The following is a 16,277-nucleotide window of genomic DNA, read 5'->3' on the forward strand; positions in this document are numbered from 1 at the left end:
TTGACATTTCAAATATCAGCTTCTAGAGCTTGGTCGAGTGAAAGGGCTGTATTGGGATGGCAGAAGCGGACGTAATCAATGTCGACCTGGAGATTATCGTCCATGGCGTGCAGGGGCGTTCCAAGCCGGAATTGCGTCTCTGGCTGCGCATGTTGTCTACGACCAAACTGATTTCGCAGGAAATCCGCCGGCGGCTTCGGGCCGAGTTCGGCGCCACGCTGCCGCAATTCGATCTCATGGCACAGCTCTATCGTGAGAAGGACGGGCTCCGCCTCGGTGAACTTTCCAAGCGCACGATGGTCACGAATGGCAATGTCACTGGTCTGGTCGAACGGCTGGAGGCGGATGGCTACATCCAGCGGTTGACGCCGGATGCCGACCGGCGCGTTACCGTCGCGAAGCTCACCGACAATGGTACGATATTCTTTGCTACGATGGCCGCCGCGCATGAGCGCTGGCTACAGGAGATGATGGCGGACGTCGATCCTCGTATGATCTCGGGGCTTTGGTCGGAAATTGGGGCAGTCAAAGTCTCGGCCAGCAACCATCTCTCGGGCGCGGCCTTCGAATAGGGCTTTACCGCTTCTTTTCCTTGCTGAATTTCTTTTCGAGCAGACTCACCAACCGCACCATCGGCCAAAGAAAGGCGATGTAGATCAGGGCTGCGCCGATCAGCGGCGTCGGGTTGGCATATAGCGCCTGCGCATCCAGGCCCTCCTTCATCAACTCCGCCAGAGCCACCGTGGAGGCAAGCGATGTGTCTTTGAACATCGAGACGCAATTGTTGGTAGTCGGCGGGATGACGATGCGAACCGCCTGCGGCAATACGACTTTGCGCAACGTTACGATGAAGGAGAGACCGAGAGCCGCGGCGGCTTCGAACTGACCCTTCGGAATGCTCTCGATGCCGGAACGGAAGACCTCGGCCATGTAGGCGGCCATGACAATCGTGAAGGCCAATATCGCGCAGGTCCATGATGACAGGCGGATGCCGATGAAAGGCAATGCGAAATAGATCAGCATCAGCACGACCAACATGGGCGTCGCACGGAAGATGTCGATATAGAAGACCGTGGCATAGCGTAGCGGTTTCGGCCCGTAGAGGCGCAGCAAGCCGATCACGAGGCCGCAGGGAATGCCGAAGCCGATACCGGCAATTCCGAGCAGGAAGGTGTTCACCAGCCCGCGCAGCAACGCCGGAAACGCATCGCCGAGAACCCCGAGATTGAAGAACGTATCGAGGAGGGTCATGTCCGTCTCTCATGAAAATGCCGGCCGTTTCCGGCCGGCATGGATGGAATTTGTTCGATGGAAGCCGGCTTAAGGCTTCGGCAGCGGCTGTTCGGTGGCAGTGGCGGAGTCTGCGGCGGGATCGGTGCCGAACCATTTCTTATGAATGGCGATGAGGGTGCCATCCTTCTTCATTGCGGTAAGCGCATCGTTCGCCTTGCCGAGCAGCGGATGATCCTTGGTCATCATCAGGCCGTATTGCTCCCCGGTTTTGATGCGGACCTTGACCACGAGGTCTTTCATCTTAAGGAAAGCATATTCCATACCCGGCACGTCGCTCACGGCGGCATCAGCACGACCGGCGGAAAGGTCCATCAGCAAGTCCTGCTGGGCGTTATAGCTCTTGATGTCGCTGATGCCGTATTTTTCCTTGTTTTCCTTGGCCCATTTGTCGCCGGTGGAGCCGGCGAGAACGCCGACGACCTTATCCTTGAGATCCTCGACCGCGGCGAGCTTGGCCTCTTTGCGGGTGGCGATCCCCATGTCGGAATCATAGTAGGGCTGGGTGAAGGATTGGCTGCCGAGGCGTTCCTTGGTGATCGTGATCGAGGAGATTGCCACGTCGATGCGCTTGGAGGCCGTCGCGGCGAAGAGTGCCTGGAAGCCGAGGTCGGAAATCTCGACCGTCATGCCGAGGCGTTTTGCCACTTCATTGACGATGTCGACTTCGAAGCCTTCGAACTTGCCGTCGGCGGTCTTGTATTCGAAGGGCGGGTTGCTCGGATAGGAGCCAACGACGAGCGCTTCGGCCGAAGCAAAGCCAGCGCTGGCGATGAACAGGGTTGTTGCGCCTGCAATGCCTATAAAGGCGCGGCGAAAAAAGGGCATGATCATAGATTTCCTTCCCTCTGGTTTTGACCGGGAGTATTCTCCGCCGGACCGGATACGGTTTTTTCTTGTCGTCGATAAATGGAATAAACGAAACGGGCTCTCCCCAAGAGCAATCCGGCAGCGTTTCATATCCTCGTTTACGGCGCGAATGAGCGGATCGTGCTCGAAAACCCGGCGACTTTCAAGCGAAAAGATTGAAGCTTAAATCATATAAGATCCAACCAATTCCGGGAAAAATCGAGCCGCGAAATAGTTTAGGTTTAAAGCTTGTTTTTTCCTTCCGCCGGTTCGATAGTCGAGCATTGACGGAGAAGCGGAGGCCGCCCCGCATGTGTTGCGACCTCACAATGTAGCAGGGAAAGTCCAGCCATGCGTTTTGCATATTTCGCGTTTTTCGAGAATGTGGACGGAAGCCAACTCGTAGTGAGCAAGGCGGATGTCGAGACCGTCGCCGAGATCATCAAGCTGACGCCTGGCCTCACCTCGGCCAATCTCTATACACCCGAGGTCACGAGGGACATGTACAACAAGGATGAGCAGTCCCCTGTCTTCGGCATGCAGCTTTATTTCAACGAGCTCACCGAGCTCGAAGAGGCAATGGCGCCGACAGGCCACCTGCAGCAGCTTGCAGCATCCGGCGTGCTTGCGAGTATCCGCGGGGCGAAGGCGACACAGCAGGCAATGTATGTCCGGCATTTTCCGGTCGATGACGGCAAGCTCGATATTGAGAAGAACGGAAATCCCTGTTCCTACGTGGTGCATTATACCGGGCCGGCCGAGGACCTGAACGTCTGGATGCATCACTATGTCAGCCATCATCCGCAGGTCATGCGCACTTTCCCGGGCATCAGGCAGATCGAGGTCCTGTCGCGCATCGACTGGTGCGGCTTTCTGCCGTGGGAGCGGGTCAACCATATGCAGCGCAACCGGGTGATGTTTGACAGCCAAGTGGCATTGCAGGCGGCGCTGCAATCACCGGCGCGTGTTGCCATGCGCGAAGATTTCAAGACCTTCCCGCCCTTCGAAGGCGGCAATTCCCATTACCCGATGGAGACCAGGATCATTGTTCCGTGAAGCGCGGTTCCGCCGGGCCTGAAGAATAAATTACTCGACCTGATATCCTGCTTCTGCCAAAACCGGCGACCATTCCAGATTGACGTCATCCGGAGGTACTGCGGCAAGCAGGCTGCGGGTATAGGCATGCTGCGGATCGGCGAAGACGGTTTCCGTTCTGCCGCTTTCGACGACTTCTCCACGATACATGACCATGACCCGGTCGCAGAGGTAACGGACGACGGAAAGGTCATGGCTGATGAACAGCATCGAAAAGCCGTGCTCATCGCGCAGCTTCAGGAGAAGGTCGAGAAGCTGGGCCTGGACTGAGACGTCGAGGCCGGAGACGATCTCGTCCGCAACGAGGATGCGCGGCAAAGTACAAAGGGCGCGGGCGATGTTGACACGCTGCTTCTGGCCTCCGGAAAGCTGGGAGGGGAAACGCATGGCTGCGTCAGGCGGCAGGCCGATCTCCTTCAGAAGTTCGGCGGCGCGGCTCATGCGTTCGCGCGAGCTGTTGTGCAGGCCATTGGCCTCGTTCGCCTGAGTGACGATGCTGCCGATGCGCCTGCGCGGATTGAGCGCCGATTGCGGATCCTGGAACACCATCTGGATATATTCCCGGCGATAGGCTTTTTCCGCATTGCCGTTGGCCGTCACATCGCGGCCGGCAAGCGTGATCCTGCCCTCGGTCGGGGTGTCGAGGCCGACGACGAGGCGGGCGAGCGAGCTCTTGCCGCTGCCGCTCTCGCCGACAATTCCCACGAATTCGCCTTCGCCGAGGGTAAAGTCGACGCCGTTCACGGCCTTGAAGCTGCTGCGCCTGGCAAACGGGCTCCAGGCGGTCGTATAGGCCTTGGTGAGTTTTTCTCCGTTGAGGTGGATTTTCGTCGAGACGATCTCGCGGCCGGGGGCTAGAAGCGGTGGCATGATCTCCGGCGTCTTTTCGGTGCGGATGCAGGCGGCGATATGGTTCGGGCCGATATCGGCGAGCGGCGGTTCGCTTTCGGTGCAGGCTTCGACGGCGTTTGGACAGCGTGACGCGAAACGGCAACCCTTAAGCTCCTTCAGCACGCGCAAGCCCGGCATGCGCTCGGGCAGAATGAACAGGCCGCGGCGCGGGCCACTGATCGTGGGATTGGCAAGCTGCAGACAGCGCGTGTAAGGGTGCGCCGGTGCCGAAAAGAGCTGTTTGGCGGGACCGCGTTCGGCCGGGCGGCCTGCATATAGCACCATGATCTCGTCGCTGATCTGGGAGGCGAGACGGAGGTCATGTGTGATGAAGATTACCGCGGTGCCGTCGCGCTTTTGCATCTCTGCGATCAGCTTGACGATACGCGCCTGGATCGTCACGTCGAGTGCGGTCGTCGGTTCGTCGGCAATGAGCAGGCGGGGCCGGCTGGCAAAGGCCATGGCGATCAGAATGCGCTGACACATGCCGCCGGAAAGCTGATGCGGGTATTTTTCCAGCAGTGCCGAGCCATGCGGCAGGTGTACCGACTCGAATTCCTTCAGTGCTCGCTCGCGCCAGTTCTCGCCGGGGGCGAGGCCGATGCGCAGAAGGTGCTCCTTCATCTGCTGGCCGACGCTCAAGACCGGGTTGAGGCCGGAGAGCGGCTCCTGCGGTATGAAGGCGATGTCACGTCCGAGAAGGTTCCGGCGGCGTTCCGGCACCATGCTCACCAGATCCTCGCCATCGAACTCCAGCGTGCCCCTGGTGACCGCAAAACCTTTCGGCAGGTATTGCGAGATGGTGCGGCCGATCATTGATTTGCCGGCGCCGGATTCACCCACGAGGCCGAGGATCTTGCCTGGTCCCAGCGAGAAGTTGAGGTCTGTCAGGACCGGAAAGCTTTCCTTGCCGCCGAGCGATTCAACGCAGAGACCTTGTGCGGAGAGAATGGCCATATCAGGTACGCTCCGTCTGCGTCAGGCGCGTGTCGAGCGTGCGGCGCAGCCCATCGCCCAGGATGTTGAAACCGAAGACTGCGAAGAAGATCGCAAAAATCGGCGCGATCAGGTTGAACGGTGCTTCGTAGATATTCTGGCGGGCATCGGCGATCATCTGACCCCAGGCGGGGGTTTCCGAACCGACGCTCATGCCGACGAAGGAAAGGATCGCCTCGACGATGACGGCGACACCCATTTCGAGGCTCATGAGGGTAATCAAAAGTGGCAATGTGCCCGGCAGTATCTCACGGGTAATGGTGCGCCAATGTGAGAAGCCGACAAGCTGGGCGGCGGCGACATAGTCGCGGCGTCGCAGCACGATCACCTCGCTTCTGAGCACCCGACAGAAGCGGGTCCAGTCGACGAGGATGATTGCCAGCACAACGTTGCGCAGGCCGGTGCCGAGGCCGACCATGAGGATCAGCGACAGGATGACCGGCGGAAAGGAGAGCCAGATTTCAACGACGCGGCCGATCAGCCAATCCACCCAGCCGCCGAAGTAGCCGGCGACATGGGCGAAGATCGCGCCGAGGATCATGGCGCCGACCGATGCGGTGAAGGCGACGGTGAGGGCAACGCGGGCGCCAAAGATCAGGCGAGAGAGAATACATCGGCCAAGGCTGTCGGTGCCGAGCGGAAACATCGGGTCCCCGCCATTGGCCCAGGCGGGCGGCGTGAGGATGGCGAGAAGGTTCTGCTCGTTCGGATCGTTCGGCGCGAGATAGGGTGCGAAGACAGCGCAGATGCCGAGGATGGAGATGATGACAAGGCCGGTCTGAACGCGGCCGGATTTCAGCCAGAGGGGAAGTGGTTGCATGTCAGCGCATCCTCAGTTTCGGGTTGAGGATTAGGTAGAGACTATCGACCACGATGCTGATCACCAGAACCGCGATGCAATAGGTGAGCCCCGCCCCCTGGATGATCGGCAGGTCGGCGTTGCGAATAGCATCGACCATCAGATTGCCCATGCCCGGATAGGAATAGATGATCTCGACGAGCAACGTGCCTCCAAAGAGGAAACCGAACTGGACACCCATGAGGCTCAGTGTCGGCAGGATGGCGTTCTTCAATCCGTGGCGGATCAGGATCCGTTTCTCCGAGAGTCCGCGCAGCCGCGCCTGCTGGATATAGTCGTCCTGATAGGCGTCGAGCAGGCTGGAGCGCAGCACGCGCATCAGGGAGGGGGAAAGCGCTATGCCGAGCGCGAGACAGGGTAGGATCATATGCTCCAGCGCATTGAAGAAGGTCGAGATATTGCCGGTGACCAGACTGTCGATCAGCAGGAAGCCTGTGACAACCGGTCGTTCAAAACCGGGGCTCAGCCGCCCTGTGAATGGCAGAATCTCGAAGAAGACCCCGAAAATCAGGAGCAGGAAAAGGCTCCAGAGGAACTCCGGTAGAGAGAGCAGCAGTATGGAGATGAAATCCATCACGGCTTCGGCGCGGGTGCCGCGCACGTAAAAAAGGAACAAGCCGCCGGCAAGGCCGAAGACGGTAGCGACCATCATGGCGATGACGGCAAGCTCGATCGTGGCTGGCAGCGTGCCGCCGATCAGCGATGTCACATCCTGGCGGAAATGGATGGAACGGCCGATATCGCCATGCAGGAGTTGATTGAGCCAGATGCCGTATTGTTCGTAGAGAGGCCGGTCGAGCCCCATTTCCGTACGCATCGCCTCGATCTCCTGGACCGTGGCATTCGGCGGCAGCGACATGGCGGCCGGATCGACCGGCAGGATGCGCAGGATGCAGAAGAGAAGCGCGGAAACAACGAGAAGGATCGGTATCGCGGTCAGCACGCGCTTTACCAGCAAATTGGCAATGGTCGCAAACATGCGCATGCCCCGTATTACGATATCAGGAAAAGGGGGCCGGACAGGCCCGGACCCCGAACAGTTTCATCAGGCCGGCATCAGGACCAGGACATGGTGCTGCCCAGAACCCAGGCATTGCCGTACTTGACGTAGTTGAGGTTCTTCTTGCGCACCAGTGTCTGGACGCTCTGCAGGATCGGAATATTGGCGCCGGTTTCGACGGCTTCCTTGGCCACTTCCTTGTAGCCGGCAATGCGTTTTTCATAAACCGGCTCGACGAAGAGCTTGAGGATCTTGTCGCCGATCTCCTGACCCTTCCAGGCACCGAACGGCATCTTCGGGTTCATGAGATAGCCAGAGAAGATTTCGGGGTCGCCGGTAGCATTGTCGAAGCTGTAGAGGGTCGCTTCCGGCAGCTGGCCGCCGCGGTTCAGCTCGAAATATTTCGAATATTCGATCTGCTGCAGCTCGACCTTGAGGCCGACTTTCTGCCACATCTGGACGAGGGCGCGGGCAATATCGAAATCGCTCGGGAACTGGCCGTTGGTGGCAGCCAGCGTGAAGGTCGCCGGCTTGTCGGCCGTGTAACCGGCATCCTTCAGCAGTTTCTTCGACAGTTCCGGATCGTAAGCGAACTTGTAGTCAGGCAGGTAACCTGGCGTGCCGGGTGTCGCCGGAATGGAGAGCGGTACGGCGGCACCACCGTAGAAGGCCTTGGAGAGCGCTGACTTGTCGATCGCATGATGGGCAGCAAGGCGCACGGCCATGTCGCTGAAGCCCTTGTCGTTGCGCATCTGCAGCAGGATCAGGCGGGTGAAGGGATTGATCTCGGCGGTCAGGCCCTCGGTCTTGCCGAGGCGTTCGGCTTCGCGGACCGGGATGTTGACAGTCAAGTCCACCTGGCCGGATTGGATGGCTGCGGTGCGCGCCGACGGATCCTTGATGATATCGATCGTGACGCGCTTGACCTTCGGTTTGGCACCGAAATAGTCATCGTTGCGCTCCAGCACAATGCGCGAGTTCATCTGATAGTCCACGAGCTTGTAGGGACCAGTGCCGATCGGCTTCTTGGCGAATTCTTCGGGACCAACAGATTCGACATATTTCTTCGGCACAAGATAGCTGCCGAGGAAGGCAAGCCATTGCGGTGCGGTCGGGGTCGGGGCGGAGAATTTCATCACGCCACTCGTCGGCGAAGTAATTTCGATATCCGTCAGCGTGCGCCAGGAATTGGCAATATCCAGTTTCAGGCCGGATTTCACGCGCTCGACGAAGGTGTATTTGAAGTCCTCCATCGTCATCGGATCGCCATTGTGGAATTTCACGTCGCTACGGATCTCGAACGGCATCGAGAGACCGTCCGGCTTCAGTTCCCATTTGCTGATGAGATTGGGAATGAGCTTCAGGTCGGGCGCCTGGTCGAGTGGCTGGTCGAAGACAAGTTTGAAGATCGGCTGCGCATCCGGCACGAAGCGCAGGTTCGGATCCCAGGACGGCACGTCGCTCGGCCAGCCGATGGTGACGTTGTCGGTATCTGCAGCGAAAGCGAAGGTGGCCTGCGAGAGCACGGAGCCGCCCACGGCGGCGAGGCCGAGCATCTGCAGGAGATTTCTGCGGTCAATTTCAAAAGTCATGACGATCCCTCTGGTTCTGCCCATCGGCACGGGCCGATGGACCTGCGGCGGTTTGTGAAACGCAAGCCTGCAATCCTGTCAGGGGCTTCTGATGGTTCTGTTTGGTGCCGTTCTTTGCGGCCGTCCCCTCGACAATTGAGGGGATCGTAGAACGACGTATAAATTACTTCAAGCCTAAAATTTAAGATCGCGGGGAAGCGAGAATCGAATCGACCAGAACGTGCAAAATGCCGGAAATCATGGCTTTCAAGATGCCGCCTGGTTGAAATTCAGAGCAGCTGTCAATTGCAGACGACTGAACTCGAAGCCTTCGTCATAAAAATCATTGACGTTCTTTCCAATTATTTTATGCTTAAAATGTCTTTTAGAGAGACAGCTCCACAGGTTTAGAAAGGGACGCCATGATCGATCCGCATTGCCATTCCAGCAGCGTCATGGTGAACCGCCCGGCGGTGGCCGCCTTCGAGCTTATGTCCGACGGTCTGAAACAGGGTCAGTGGGCATGGGGCAGCTTGAATCGCACCGAGGTGGAGCCTGGACTCTTCCGCGGTACATCGACGTTCACCGGCAAGCCGACTTATGTGCGTCTCCATGTTGATCACACCCGGCTGCAGGTGGACTACGAAGTCGGCGCGACGAAGGAGGCTATGCAGTTCCGCAACATGTCGCGGGTCATTCCGGGTGAGCTTCTCCGTATGGGGCCGGATAGATGCGTGGTGACGCTGCTCACCTGGCGGCTCGAAACGCAGACGGATGCGGAATGGATCCAGTTCGGGACGATCCATGAGGCCGAGATGTTCCTGATCAAGGGCCTGCTGGAAAGAGGTTGAGGACAAGACGATGTATTCTCCCTACCTGCTGTTCGAACACCAGGCGCTGAAAAATCCCGATGCGCCGATGCTTATTGCGCCGGCAAGCGCCAAGCTTCCCTATGCGCCGGAGGGTTTTCGCTACAGCTATGGTGAGGTTTTCGCGCGGATTAGCCTTCTGAAGCGGAAGTTCGCAGAAGCGGGATATGGGATTGGCTCGCGCATCGCGCTGCTCCTCGAAAACCGGCCGGAATTCTTTGACTACTGGTTGGCGCTGAATGCAATCGGCGTGTCGATCGTGCCGATCAATCCGGATTTGCGCCGCGACGAGCTTCTCTTTCAGCTCGACATGGCCGAAGCATCGCTGATGGTCGTGATTGCCGAGCGGCTGGGCGAATTGCGCGACATCAAGCCCGGGAAGGTGTCGGTAATTGCCCCCGGCGACGATATCCCGTCGTCTCAGGAACCCCACGAAGCGCGCCCGGGCGGGCCGGACCAGGAATGTGCGCTGCTCTTCACATCCGGAAGCACCGGCAAGCCGAAAGGCTGCATTCTTTCAAACAGCTACTTTATCGCTGTCGCCGAATGGTACACGACCCAGGGCGGCATTGCCGAAATGGGCGAGGGAGCGGAAGTGGCGCTGACGCCGCTGCCGATGTTCCATATGAATGCGCTCGGCTGCACGGCGGTCGGCATGATCATGAAGGGTGGTGCGATCGTACCGCTCGACCGGTTCCATGCAAGTTCCTGGTGGGCTTCGATAACCGATTCCGGCGCGACCATCATTCATTGTCTGGGCGTCATCCCGGCGATCCTGCTCCAGCTCCCAATCGTTAAAGCGGAGCGTGCGCACAAGGTGAAATTTGCGTTGGGGCCTGGTGTGGATGCGCGCCATAAAATCGAGTTCGAGGAGCGCTATCGCATTCCGATCGTCGAGGCCTGGGCAATGACCGAGACGGGCGGACGGGCCGTAACAACAACAGCAGCGGACGACTATACGCCGGGGCTTCGCTGCATCGGTCGGCCGCGCGCCGGCATGGATTTCCGTATCGTCGATGATGCGGGGAATGATGTAGAGCTTGGCGAGCCGGGTGAACTTCTCGTACGTGCAAAGGGCGCAAACCCGCGGGATGGTTTCTTTAGCGGCTACCTGAAGGATGAAAAAGCGACCGAGGAGGCCTGGGAGGGCGGCTGGTTCCATACCGGTGATGTTGTCCATGCCGACGAAAAGGGGCTCCTTTATTTTTTCGATCGCAAGAAGAGCATCGTGCGGCGCAGCGGTGAGAACATCGCCGTGCTGGAAGTCGAGGCGGCGCTTGCCAAGGATGCGAGCGTGAAGGCTTCCGCCGTAACGCCGGTGCTGGACGACCTGCGCGGCGAGGAAGTGTTCGCTTTCATCGTCGAAAGCGAGAAGACCAAAGTGGGCGAACCGGCCGAAAAGGCGAGGCAGATCGTCGAGAGGGCGGGCGCCCATATCGCCTATCATAAACTGCCGGGTTACGTGGTCTTCATCGACAAATTGCCGGTGAGCTCTACCCAGAAACTGCAGCGTGGTGAGATCAAGACGATGGCGGCGAAAGCGGTCGAAGAAGGTTCGGCAATCGATCTGCGCAAATTGAAGGCGTCGATCCGCAAGGCTGGCTGACGCCGCTTCCGCGTTGGGTCGTTTTCTTCTATGCTATGAATCAAAGCTTAAATTTCTATATGGAGGCTCGCGTGATCCCAGACAAGATCCTTTACGAAACCGTCGTTACGGCCCATGGCGGGCGCGAAGGCAAAGCCCGGAGTGTCGACGGCAGCTTTTCGGTCAATCTTTCCGTGCCGAAGGGTCTGGGAGGGCCAGGTGGCGAAGGCACCAATCCGGAACAGCTTTTCGCTGCCGGTTATGCAGCCTGCTTCCTCGGCGCGGTGAAGCTGGTTGCCCGCAACAGGAAAGTTGCGTTGCCGGATGATACCTCGATCACGGCCAAGGTGGGCATCGGGCCGGTGCCGGTCGGTTATGCGCTAGCAGTCGAACTGGTCGCCTCCCTGCCGGGCATCGATCGGGCGGTGGCCGAAGAGATCGTCGCCGGCGCACACGAGCGCTGCCCCTATTCGAACGCCACACGCGGCAATGTCGATGTCAAGCTGACGGTCGCCTGATGGCCTTTTCCCGCGCGCGAAAACCCTATGATGGCGTGGTGCTGACGGTGCCGGTGACAGTGCCCTATCAGCGCTATTCCATTGAAAGCGCGCATTGGTGGATGGGCAGGGCGTTACGGGCGCTGTCAGAGGGTGCAGGCATCAGTCATCGGGATTTCGACGGCTTTTCAGTTTCGAGCTTCACGATGGGGCCGGACAGCGCGATCGCACTGACCCAGCATTTCGGGCTTTCGCCGCGATGGATCGATCATGTGCCGATGGGTGGCGCGGCCGGCATCGTTTCGATCCGACGGGCGGCGAGGGCAGTGCAGGCGGGTGATGCAGATATCGTCGCCTGTGTCGCCGCAGATACGAACCAGGTTGATACCTTCCGCAAGACGCTTGCCAACTTCTCCCGTTTTGCGCAGGACGCTTCCTATCCCTATGGCGCCGGCGGCCCGAACGCCAGTTTCGCTCTGATCGCCCGTCACTACATGGATTGCTACGGCGCGACGCGCGAGGATTTCGGCAAGCTCTGCGTCGCCCAGCGCGATAATGCACTCAAAAACCCGCATGCGCTGATGAAGAAGCCTCTGACATTGGAGCAATATATGGCGGCACGACCGATCGCCGAACCGTTCCACCTGTTCGATTGCGTTATGCCCTGCGCGGGGGCCGAGGCGTTTCTGGTGATGCGGGAAGACACGGCGAAATCGCTCGGGCTGCCGTTCGTACGACTGCTTTCCGCCATCGAGCGGCACAATGCGTTTCCGGATGATCCGGTACAGGTACGAGGCGGCTGGGTGGTTGATCGGGACGAGCTCTTTGGCATGGCCGGGGTGGCCTCGGACGACATGGATTTTGTCCAGACCTATGACGACTACGCGGTCATTTCGATGGTGCAGTTCGAGGATCTGGGTTTTTGCGGCAAGGGTGAGGGGCCGGATTTTGTGCGCCAGCACACATTCACGATCGATGGCACCTTCCCGCATAACACATCTGGCGGACAGCTTTCCGTTGGGCAGGCAGGTGCGGCCGGCGGACATCTCGGGATCACCGAGGCGATGCGTCAACTGCTTGATGCGGCAGGTGGCACGCAGGTGAAGGATGCGAAGCTCGGTCTCGTTTCCGGCTTCGGCATGATCAACTACGATCGTGGGCTTGCCTCTGCGGCGGCCATACTGGCGAGGGCGTCATGACCGAACCGCTCGCAAAACCGAAACGCAAAAATCCGCTCGCCCGCACGCGCCAGCCGTTGTCGCCGCCGTCGACGCGCAGCCGCAAGGCGCATGGATTGACGCTTGCGGCTGCGTCCGGCCGATTCACGCTGCAATGTTGCAGTGAATGCGGACGATATACCTATCCTCCCCGTGAAGCCTGCCCGAACTGCCTGTCATCCGACCTGCGGTTTCAGGATACACCGACCGGCGGGGTTCTGCTCTCGGAAACCAGGATCGACGTGACCAGCGATCCCTACTACCGTGAGCACACGCCCTGGCGGGCCGGCCTGGTAAAGCTCGATTGCGGACCGAGCATCGTGACGCATCTACATGGCGATTGTGGTGGGCCAGGCAATCGAGTGGTCCTGTCGCTGCAACTCGACAGGAGTGGCCAAGCAGTGTTCTTCGCCAAGCCTATTCCGGAGACGCCAAACATGGAAGACGACCTTCAGTGGCGGGAGTTGACCGCCGATCCCAAGCATCGGCGGGTGCTGATCACCGATGGCCGCAGTCCGGCGGCTGTAGCGCTGGCGCAGGCCTTGAAGAAGGCGGGTGCGACCAAGATTTTTATAGGCGTTTCGGATCGCTGGAAGCCGTTCAACGAACAGAAGTCACTTGAGGCGATCGACGGCATCGAACTCGTCGACCTGGACCTTACAAATGCGCGTTCAGTCCATGAGCTTGCCATGGATATCGGCGCCAAGGTGGAAATCCTGATCAATACGGCCGATCACGTCCGCCCTGTGCACCTCTTCGATGTTGGTGCAGCCAATACAGCTCGGGATTCCATCGACCATACGGTGATGGGCCTGATGCGGCTGGCGCAGGCCTTCGGGCCGGTGATGCGTTCGCGGGGCGCTGATGGCCCGACGGGAGCCGTTGCTTGGGTCAACGTGCTCTCAGTCCACGGGCTCAGCAATGCGCCGCAATTCGGAGTCCATTCCGCCGCGCATGCCGCTTGCCTGTCGCTGTCGCAATGGCTGCGCACAGAGCTGCGGCCTGGAGGCATCCGGGTGATCAATGCCTTTTCCGGCCCACTTGATACCGAATGGTTCCAGACCGTGCCGCCGCCCAAAGTCGCACCGAAGGCGTTGGCGGACGCAATCGTCGACGGGCTGAAATACGGGATCGAGGATATTTATGTCGGGGACGTGGCCAAGGATATCGAGGCGCGGCTCTTCGACAATCCAAAAGCCGTCGAACGGGAGGCTGGTCAATGAGCGGGGATATTCTGGACGCATTTGCCCGAGCACTGGCGAGCGGTGCGGTGCGTGTCATCGATCTCACTCATACGCTATCGCCGGATTTTCCGGTCATCGTCATGCCGCCGGAGCTTGGTCAATCGGCCCCGTTCCGCATGGAGCGGATTTCGCGTTATGATGCCTCAGGGCCTGCCTGGTACTGGAACAACCTTTCGTTCGGCGAGCATACCGGCACGCATTTCGACGCGCCGGTCCATTGGTATACCGGTCGCGATCTTCCACTCAATACCGTCGATACCCTGCCGCCGGCCGACATGATTGCGCCGGCCTGCGTGATCGACTGCTCAGCCGAAGTAGCAAAGGATGCGGATTTTCTGCTGACGGTTGCCGAGGTGACGACATGGGAGGAGAAGCACGGCCGCATTCCCGCTCGGTCCTGGGTGCTTTTGCGGACAGACTGGTCGAAGAAGAGGGGCGCCGCCTATGCCAACCTCGGAGCGGATGGCGCTCATACACCGGGACCGGATGCCGCGGTCATGCGCTTTCTGGTCGAAGAGCGTGGCATTATCGGGTTCGGTACCGAGACGATCGGTACGGATGCGGGACAGGCCGGGCATTTCTCGCCGCCCTATCCCGCCCATCATTACCTGCACGGCACGGGACGTTATGGGCTGCAGTGCTTAACCAATCTCGACAAGTTGCCGCCGACTGGCGCCATGATCGTCGCGGCCCCACTCAAAATCCAAAACGGCTCGGGAAGTCCGCTGCGCGTGCTGGCTTTGGTTCAGGAGCGCTCCACCGGATGAGATCCGCTTGCCACGCGCCGGGCGGCGGTGTCGTAGAAACTCGTGAGCAGTTCCAGCATTTCTGTCGCATTTCCAAGCCCCTTTTCCGCGTGATCCATCTTCTGGATCAGCGAAACCAGCAAATGCCGGCGCAGCAATCGGTAGTCCTGTGTCAGTTTAGTGCCCTTTCGGGTCGGTACATAGAGCGTATCCTTGCGCGACCGGCCCTTGACGCGTTCGATCAGTTGCAGGGTCTGCAGCTTCTTGATGGCGTATTGAATGTTGGCGGTGTCGTCGCGGCCGAGCAGGCGGGAGATTTCCCCAAGCCCTTTCGGTTTGTTGCGATAACGGATCGTGTGCAGGATCGCGGTATCGAGGCCGCTCAATCCGGCTCCTGCAAGCTCACTCGAACATTCCGACTGCCAGCGCAGGAAGGCGGCCGAAATCCGCCAAAGCGACCATTCGAATTCCGTCAGCGCGGCCTCCGACATTTCGACGGTCGCGTCGCTCAGGGGGCTTTCGGGCGAGGTCGGCGAAATCATGAGGCTCTCCAGGCTGATTCTGTGCGTGGAGTAAAGCCTTAAATCGATGTTTTGACGAGGCAGAATCGTAGAGAAACGCGAAGGAAAGGGGATAACATGCGCATCTTCTGGCAGAGCTTTATCGATGCCACCGCGAGCGCCGGCTACATGACGCGGCTCTCGGATTATCTGAACGGGATTGCCGAACCGGGCACAACGGTCGATGTCTTCGGCATCAGCCCGCCGGACAGACATTTCGGGCGGCTAGCGGAATTCCGCTGTGCGGCGATTGCGATCGATAACGGGCTGGAAGCGGCGAGCCGCGGTTACGATGCGGTAGTCATCGGCCATTTTCAGGATCCGGGTCTCTATGAACTCAAGTCGGCGCTCACCATTCCGGTGATCGGCGCGGGCGAGGTCTGCATGCATTATGCTGCCCGACTTGGCCGGCGCATGGCACTCATCACCCTCGATGACGTTTTCCAGGTCTGGCACTATGAACAGGCCGATCTCTACGGCCTTGGCAATCGCGTGAAGCACGTGGCCGGGCTGAACTGCGAGCCATCCGATTTCAGTGCCGCCTTTGCCGGCGACGATAAGGCGCGACGCCGGATGTTGGCAAATTTTACCGCTTGTGCGGAGCCATTGGTTCGGGATGGTGCGGATGTGGTGGTGCCGGCGGGAGTGCTGCCTGGCCTGCTCGTCGGTGGTGAATACGGTTTCAAGGTGCTGCATGCACCGGTGGTCAACACGGCCGCAGTGACGTTGAAAAGCGCCGAAATGGATGTGCGACTGCGGAACATCAATGGCATTGAGGTGAGTCGCGGACCGTTCTGCGCGCTTGCCAATGAGCACGCGGTCGAAGATTTCCGGACTTTCGTCGCCAAAGGCCGGGGAGCGCCGCTCTTCCCGAACGGCATCTAGTGTGACGTCCCAGAGATTATGACTCGTTGAGCAAAGGTATTGGATAAGACTTTGCCATCTTTTCGCGGGCTTGGTCTGTCGAGAACATCCATCGGATTTGAGCGCCACTTTCGGTTCGACGCC

The 16,277-nt window shown here is 59.4% G+C and carries 16 protein-coding genes; 9 read left to right on the forward strand and 7 right to left on the reverse strand.

What is annotated here, in order from left to right; translation table 11 throughout:
- Positions 1 to 56: 56 nt before the first annotated feature.
- The gene (locus tag ABK249_RS21500) at positions 57 to 572 is read left to right on the forward strand and encodes a MarR family winged helix-turn-helix transcriptional regulator (RefSeq protein ID WP_037156430.1); all 516 of its coding nucleotides are present in this window, start codon (positions 57 to 59) and stop codon (positions 570 to 572) included.
- 4 nt (positions 573 to 576) lie between these two features.
- On the opposite strand, the gene ABK249_RS21505 is transcribed toward ABK249_RS21500, so the two are convergent.
- Both ABK249_RS21505 and ABK249_RS21510 read right to left on the reverse strand, forming a co-directional pair.
- Complete coding sequence (locus ABK249_RS21505) at positions 577 to 1,251, reverse strand: amino acid ABC transporter permease (RefSeq protein WP_037156432.1); 675 nt, start codon at positions 1,249 to 1,251, stop codon at positions 577 to 579.
- A 69-nt stretch (positions 1,252 to 1,320) separates the two neighbouring features.
- Complete coding sequence (locus tag ABK249_RS21510; protein WP_037157224.1) at positions 1,321 to 2,118, reverse strand: ABC transporter substrate-binding protein; 798 nt, start codon at positions 2,116 to 2,118, stop codon at positions 1,321 to 1,323.
- A 372-nt stretch (positions 2,119 to 2,490) separates the two neighbouring features.
- Here ABK249_RS21510 and ABK249_RS21515 point away from each other — a divergent pair, with 372 nt between their 5' ends.
- A complete protein-coding gene (locus ABK249_RS21515) occupies positions 2,491 to 3,195 on the forward strand; it encodes a hypothetical protein (protein WP_227704481.1) in 705 nt (234 codons plus the stop codon).
- A 30-nt stretch (positions 3,196 to 3,225) separates the two neighbouring features.
- On the opposite strand, the gene ABK249_RS21520 is transcribed toward ABK249_RS21515, so the two are convergent.
- The 4 genes from ABK249_RS21520 to ABK249_RS21535 form a co-directional block, all read right to left on the reverse strand.
- A complete protein-coding gene (locus ABK249_RS21520) occupies positions 3,226 to 5,082 on the reverse strand; it encodes a dipeptide ABC transporter ATP-binding protein (RefSeq protein WP_037156442.1) in 1,857 nt (618 codons plus the stop codon).
- 1 nt (position 5,083) lies between these two features.
- On the reverse strand, positions 5,084 to 5,941 hold the full coding sequence (locus tag ABK249_RS21525; RefSeq protein ID WP_037156444.1) for an ABC transporter permease: 858 nt from the start codon (positions 5,939 to 5,941) through the stop codon (positions 5,084 to 5,086).
- Between the two features lies 1 nt (position 5,942).
- On the reverse strand, positions 5,943 to 6,959 hold the full coding sequence (locus ABK249_RS21530; protein ID WP_037157227.1) for an ABC transporter permease: 1,017 nt from the start codon (positions 6,957 to 6,959) through the stop codon (positions 5,943 to 5,945).
- 77 nt (positions 6,960 to 7,036) lie between these two features.
- The gene (locus tag ABK249_RS21535) at positions 7,037 to 8,572 is read right to left on the reverse strand and encodes an ABC transporter substrate-binding protein (RefSeq protein WP_052183078.1); all 1,536 of its coding nucleotides are present in this window, start codon (positions 8,570 to 8,572) and stop codon (positions 7,037 to 7,039) included.
- Between the two features lie 401 nt (positions 8,573 to 8,973).
- On the opposite strand from ABK249_RS21535, the gene ABK249_RS21540 reads away from it, so the two are divergent.
- The 6 genes from ABK249_RS21540 (at position 8,974) to ABK249_RS21565 (ending at position 14,730) form a co-directional block, all read left to right on the forward strand.
- On the forward strand, positions 8,974 to 9,402 hold the full coding sequence (locus ABK249_RS21540; protein ID WP_037156446.1) for a hypothetical protein: 429 nt from the start codon (positions 8,974 to 8,976) through the stop codon (positions 9,400 to 9,402).
- A 10-nt stretch (positions 9,403 to 9,412) separates the two neighbouring features.
- Positions 9,413 to 11,026, forward strand: coding sequence for an AMP-binding protein (locus ABK249_RS21545; RefSeq protein ID WP_348863950.1), 1,614 nt, complete (start codon positions 9,413 to 9,415; stop codon positions 11,024 to 11,026).
- A 71-nt stretch (positions 11,027 to 11,097) separates the two neighbouring features.
- Positions 11,098 to 11,523 carry an organic hydroperoxide resistance protein gene (locus tag ABK249_RS21550; protein WP_348863951.1) on the forward strand — a complete coding sequence of 142 codons (426 nt, stop codon included), beginning with the start codon at positions 11,098 to 11,100 and terminating at the stop codon, positions 11,521 to 11,523.
- Entirely contained in the window at positions 11,523 to 12,701 is a 1,179-nt protein-coding gene (locus ABK249_RS21555; RefSeq protein ID WP_227704477.1) for a thiolase family protein, read from the forward strand. Before ABK249_RS21550 ends, ABK249_RS21555 begins: the two co-directional genes overlap by 1 nt.
- Positions 12,698 to 13,942, forward strand: coding sequence for an SDR family NAD(P)-dependent oxidoreductase (locus ABK249_RS21560; RefSeq protein WP_348863953.1), 1,245 nt, complete (start codon positions 12,698 to 12,700; stop codon positions 13,940 to 13,942). Before ABK249_RS21555 ends, ABK249_RS21560 begins: the two co-directional genes overlap by 4 nt.
- Positions 13,939 to 14,730, forward strand: a complete 792-nt coding sequence (locus ABK249_RS21565) for a cyclase family protein (protein WP_227704475.1) — start codon at positions 13,939 to 13,941, stop codon at positions 14,728 to 14,730. The genes ABK249_RS21560 and ABK249_RS21565 overlap by 4 nt, the downstream gene beginning before the upstream one ends.
- Here the strand turns inward: ABK249_RS21565 and ABK249_RS21570 are convergent.
- Positions 14,709 to 15,251 carry a winged helix DNA-binding protein gene (locus ABK249_RS21570; protein ID WP_227704474.1) on the reverse strand — a complete coding sequence of 181 codons (543 nt, stop codon included), beginning with the start codon at positions 15,249 to 15,251 and terminating at the stop codon, positions 14,709 to 14,711. The genes ABK249_RS21565 and ABK249_RS21570 overlap by 22 nt on opposite strands.
- A gap of 96 nt (positions 15,252 to 15,347) precedes the next feature.
- Between ABK249_RS21570 and ABK249_RS21575 the strand changes: the two genes are divergently transcribed.
- Complete coding sequence (locus ABK249_RS21575) at positions 15,348 to 16,154, forward strand: aspartate/glutamate racemase family protein (protein WP_348863954.1); 807 nt, start codon at positions 15,348 to 15,350, stop codon at positions 16,152 to 16,154.
- Positions 16,155 to 16,277: the final 123 nt, after the last annotated feature.

This window comes from Neorhizobium phenanthreniclasticum, assembly GCF_040066075.1.
Classification (GTDB): Bacteria; Pseudomonadota; Alphaproteobacteria; order Rhizobiales; family Rhizobiaceae; genus Neorhizobium; species Neorhizobium petrolearium.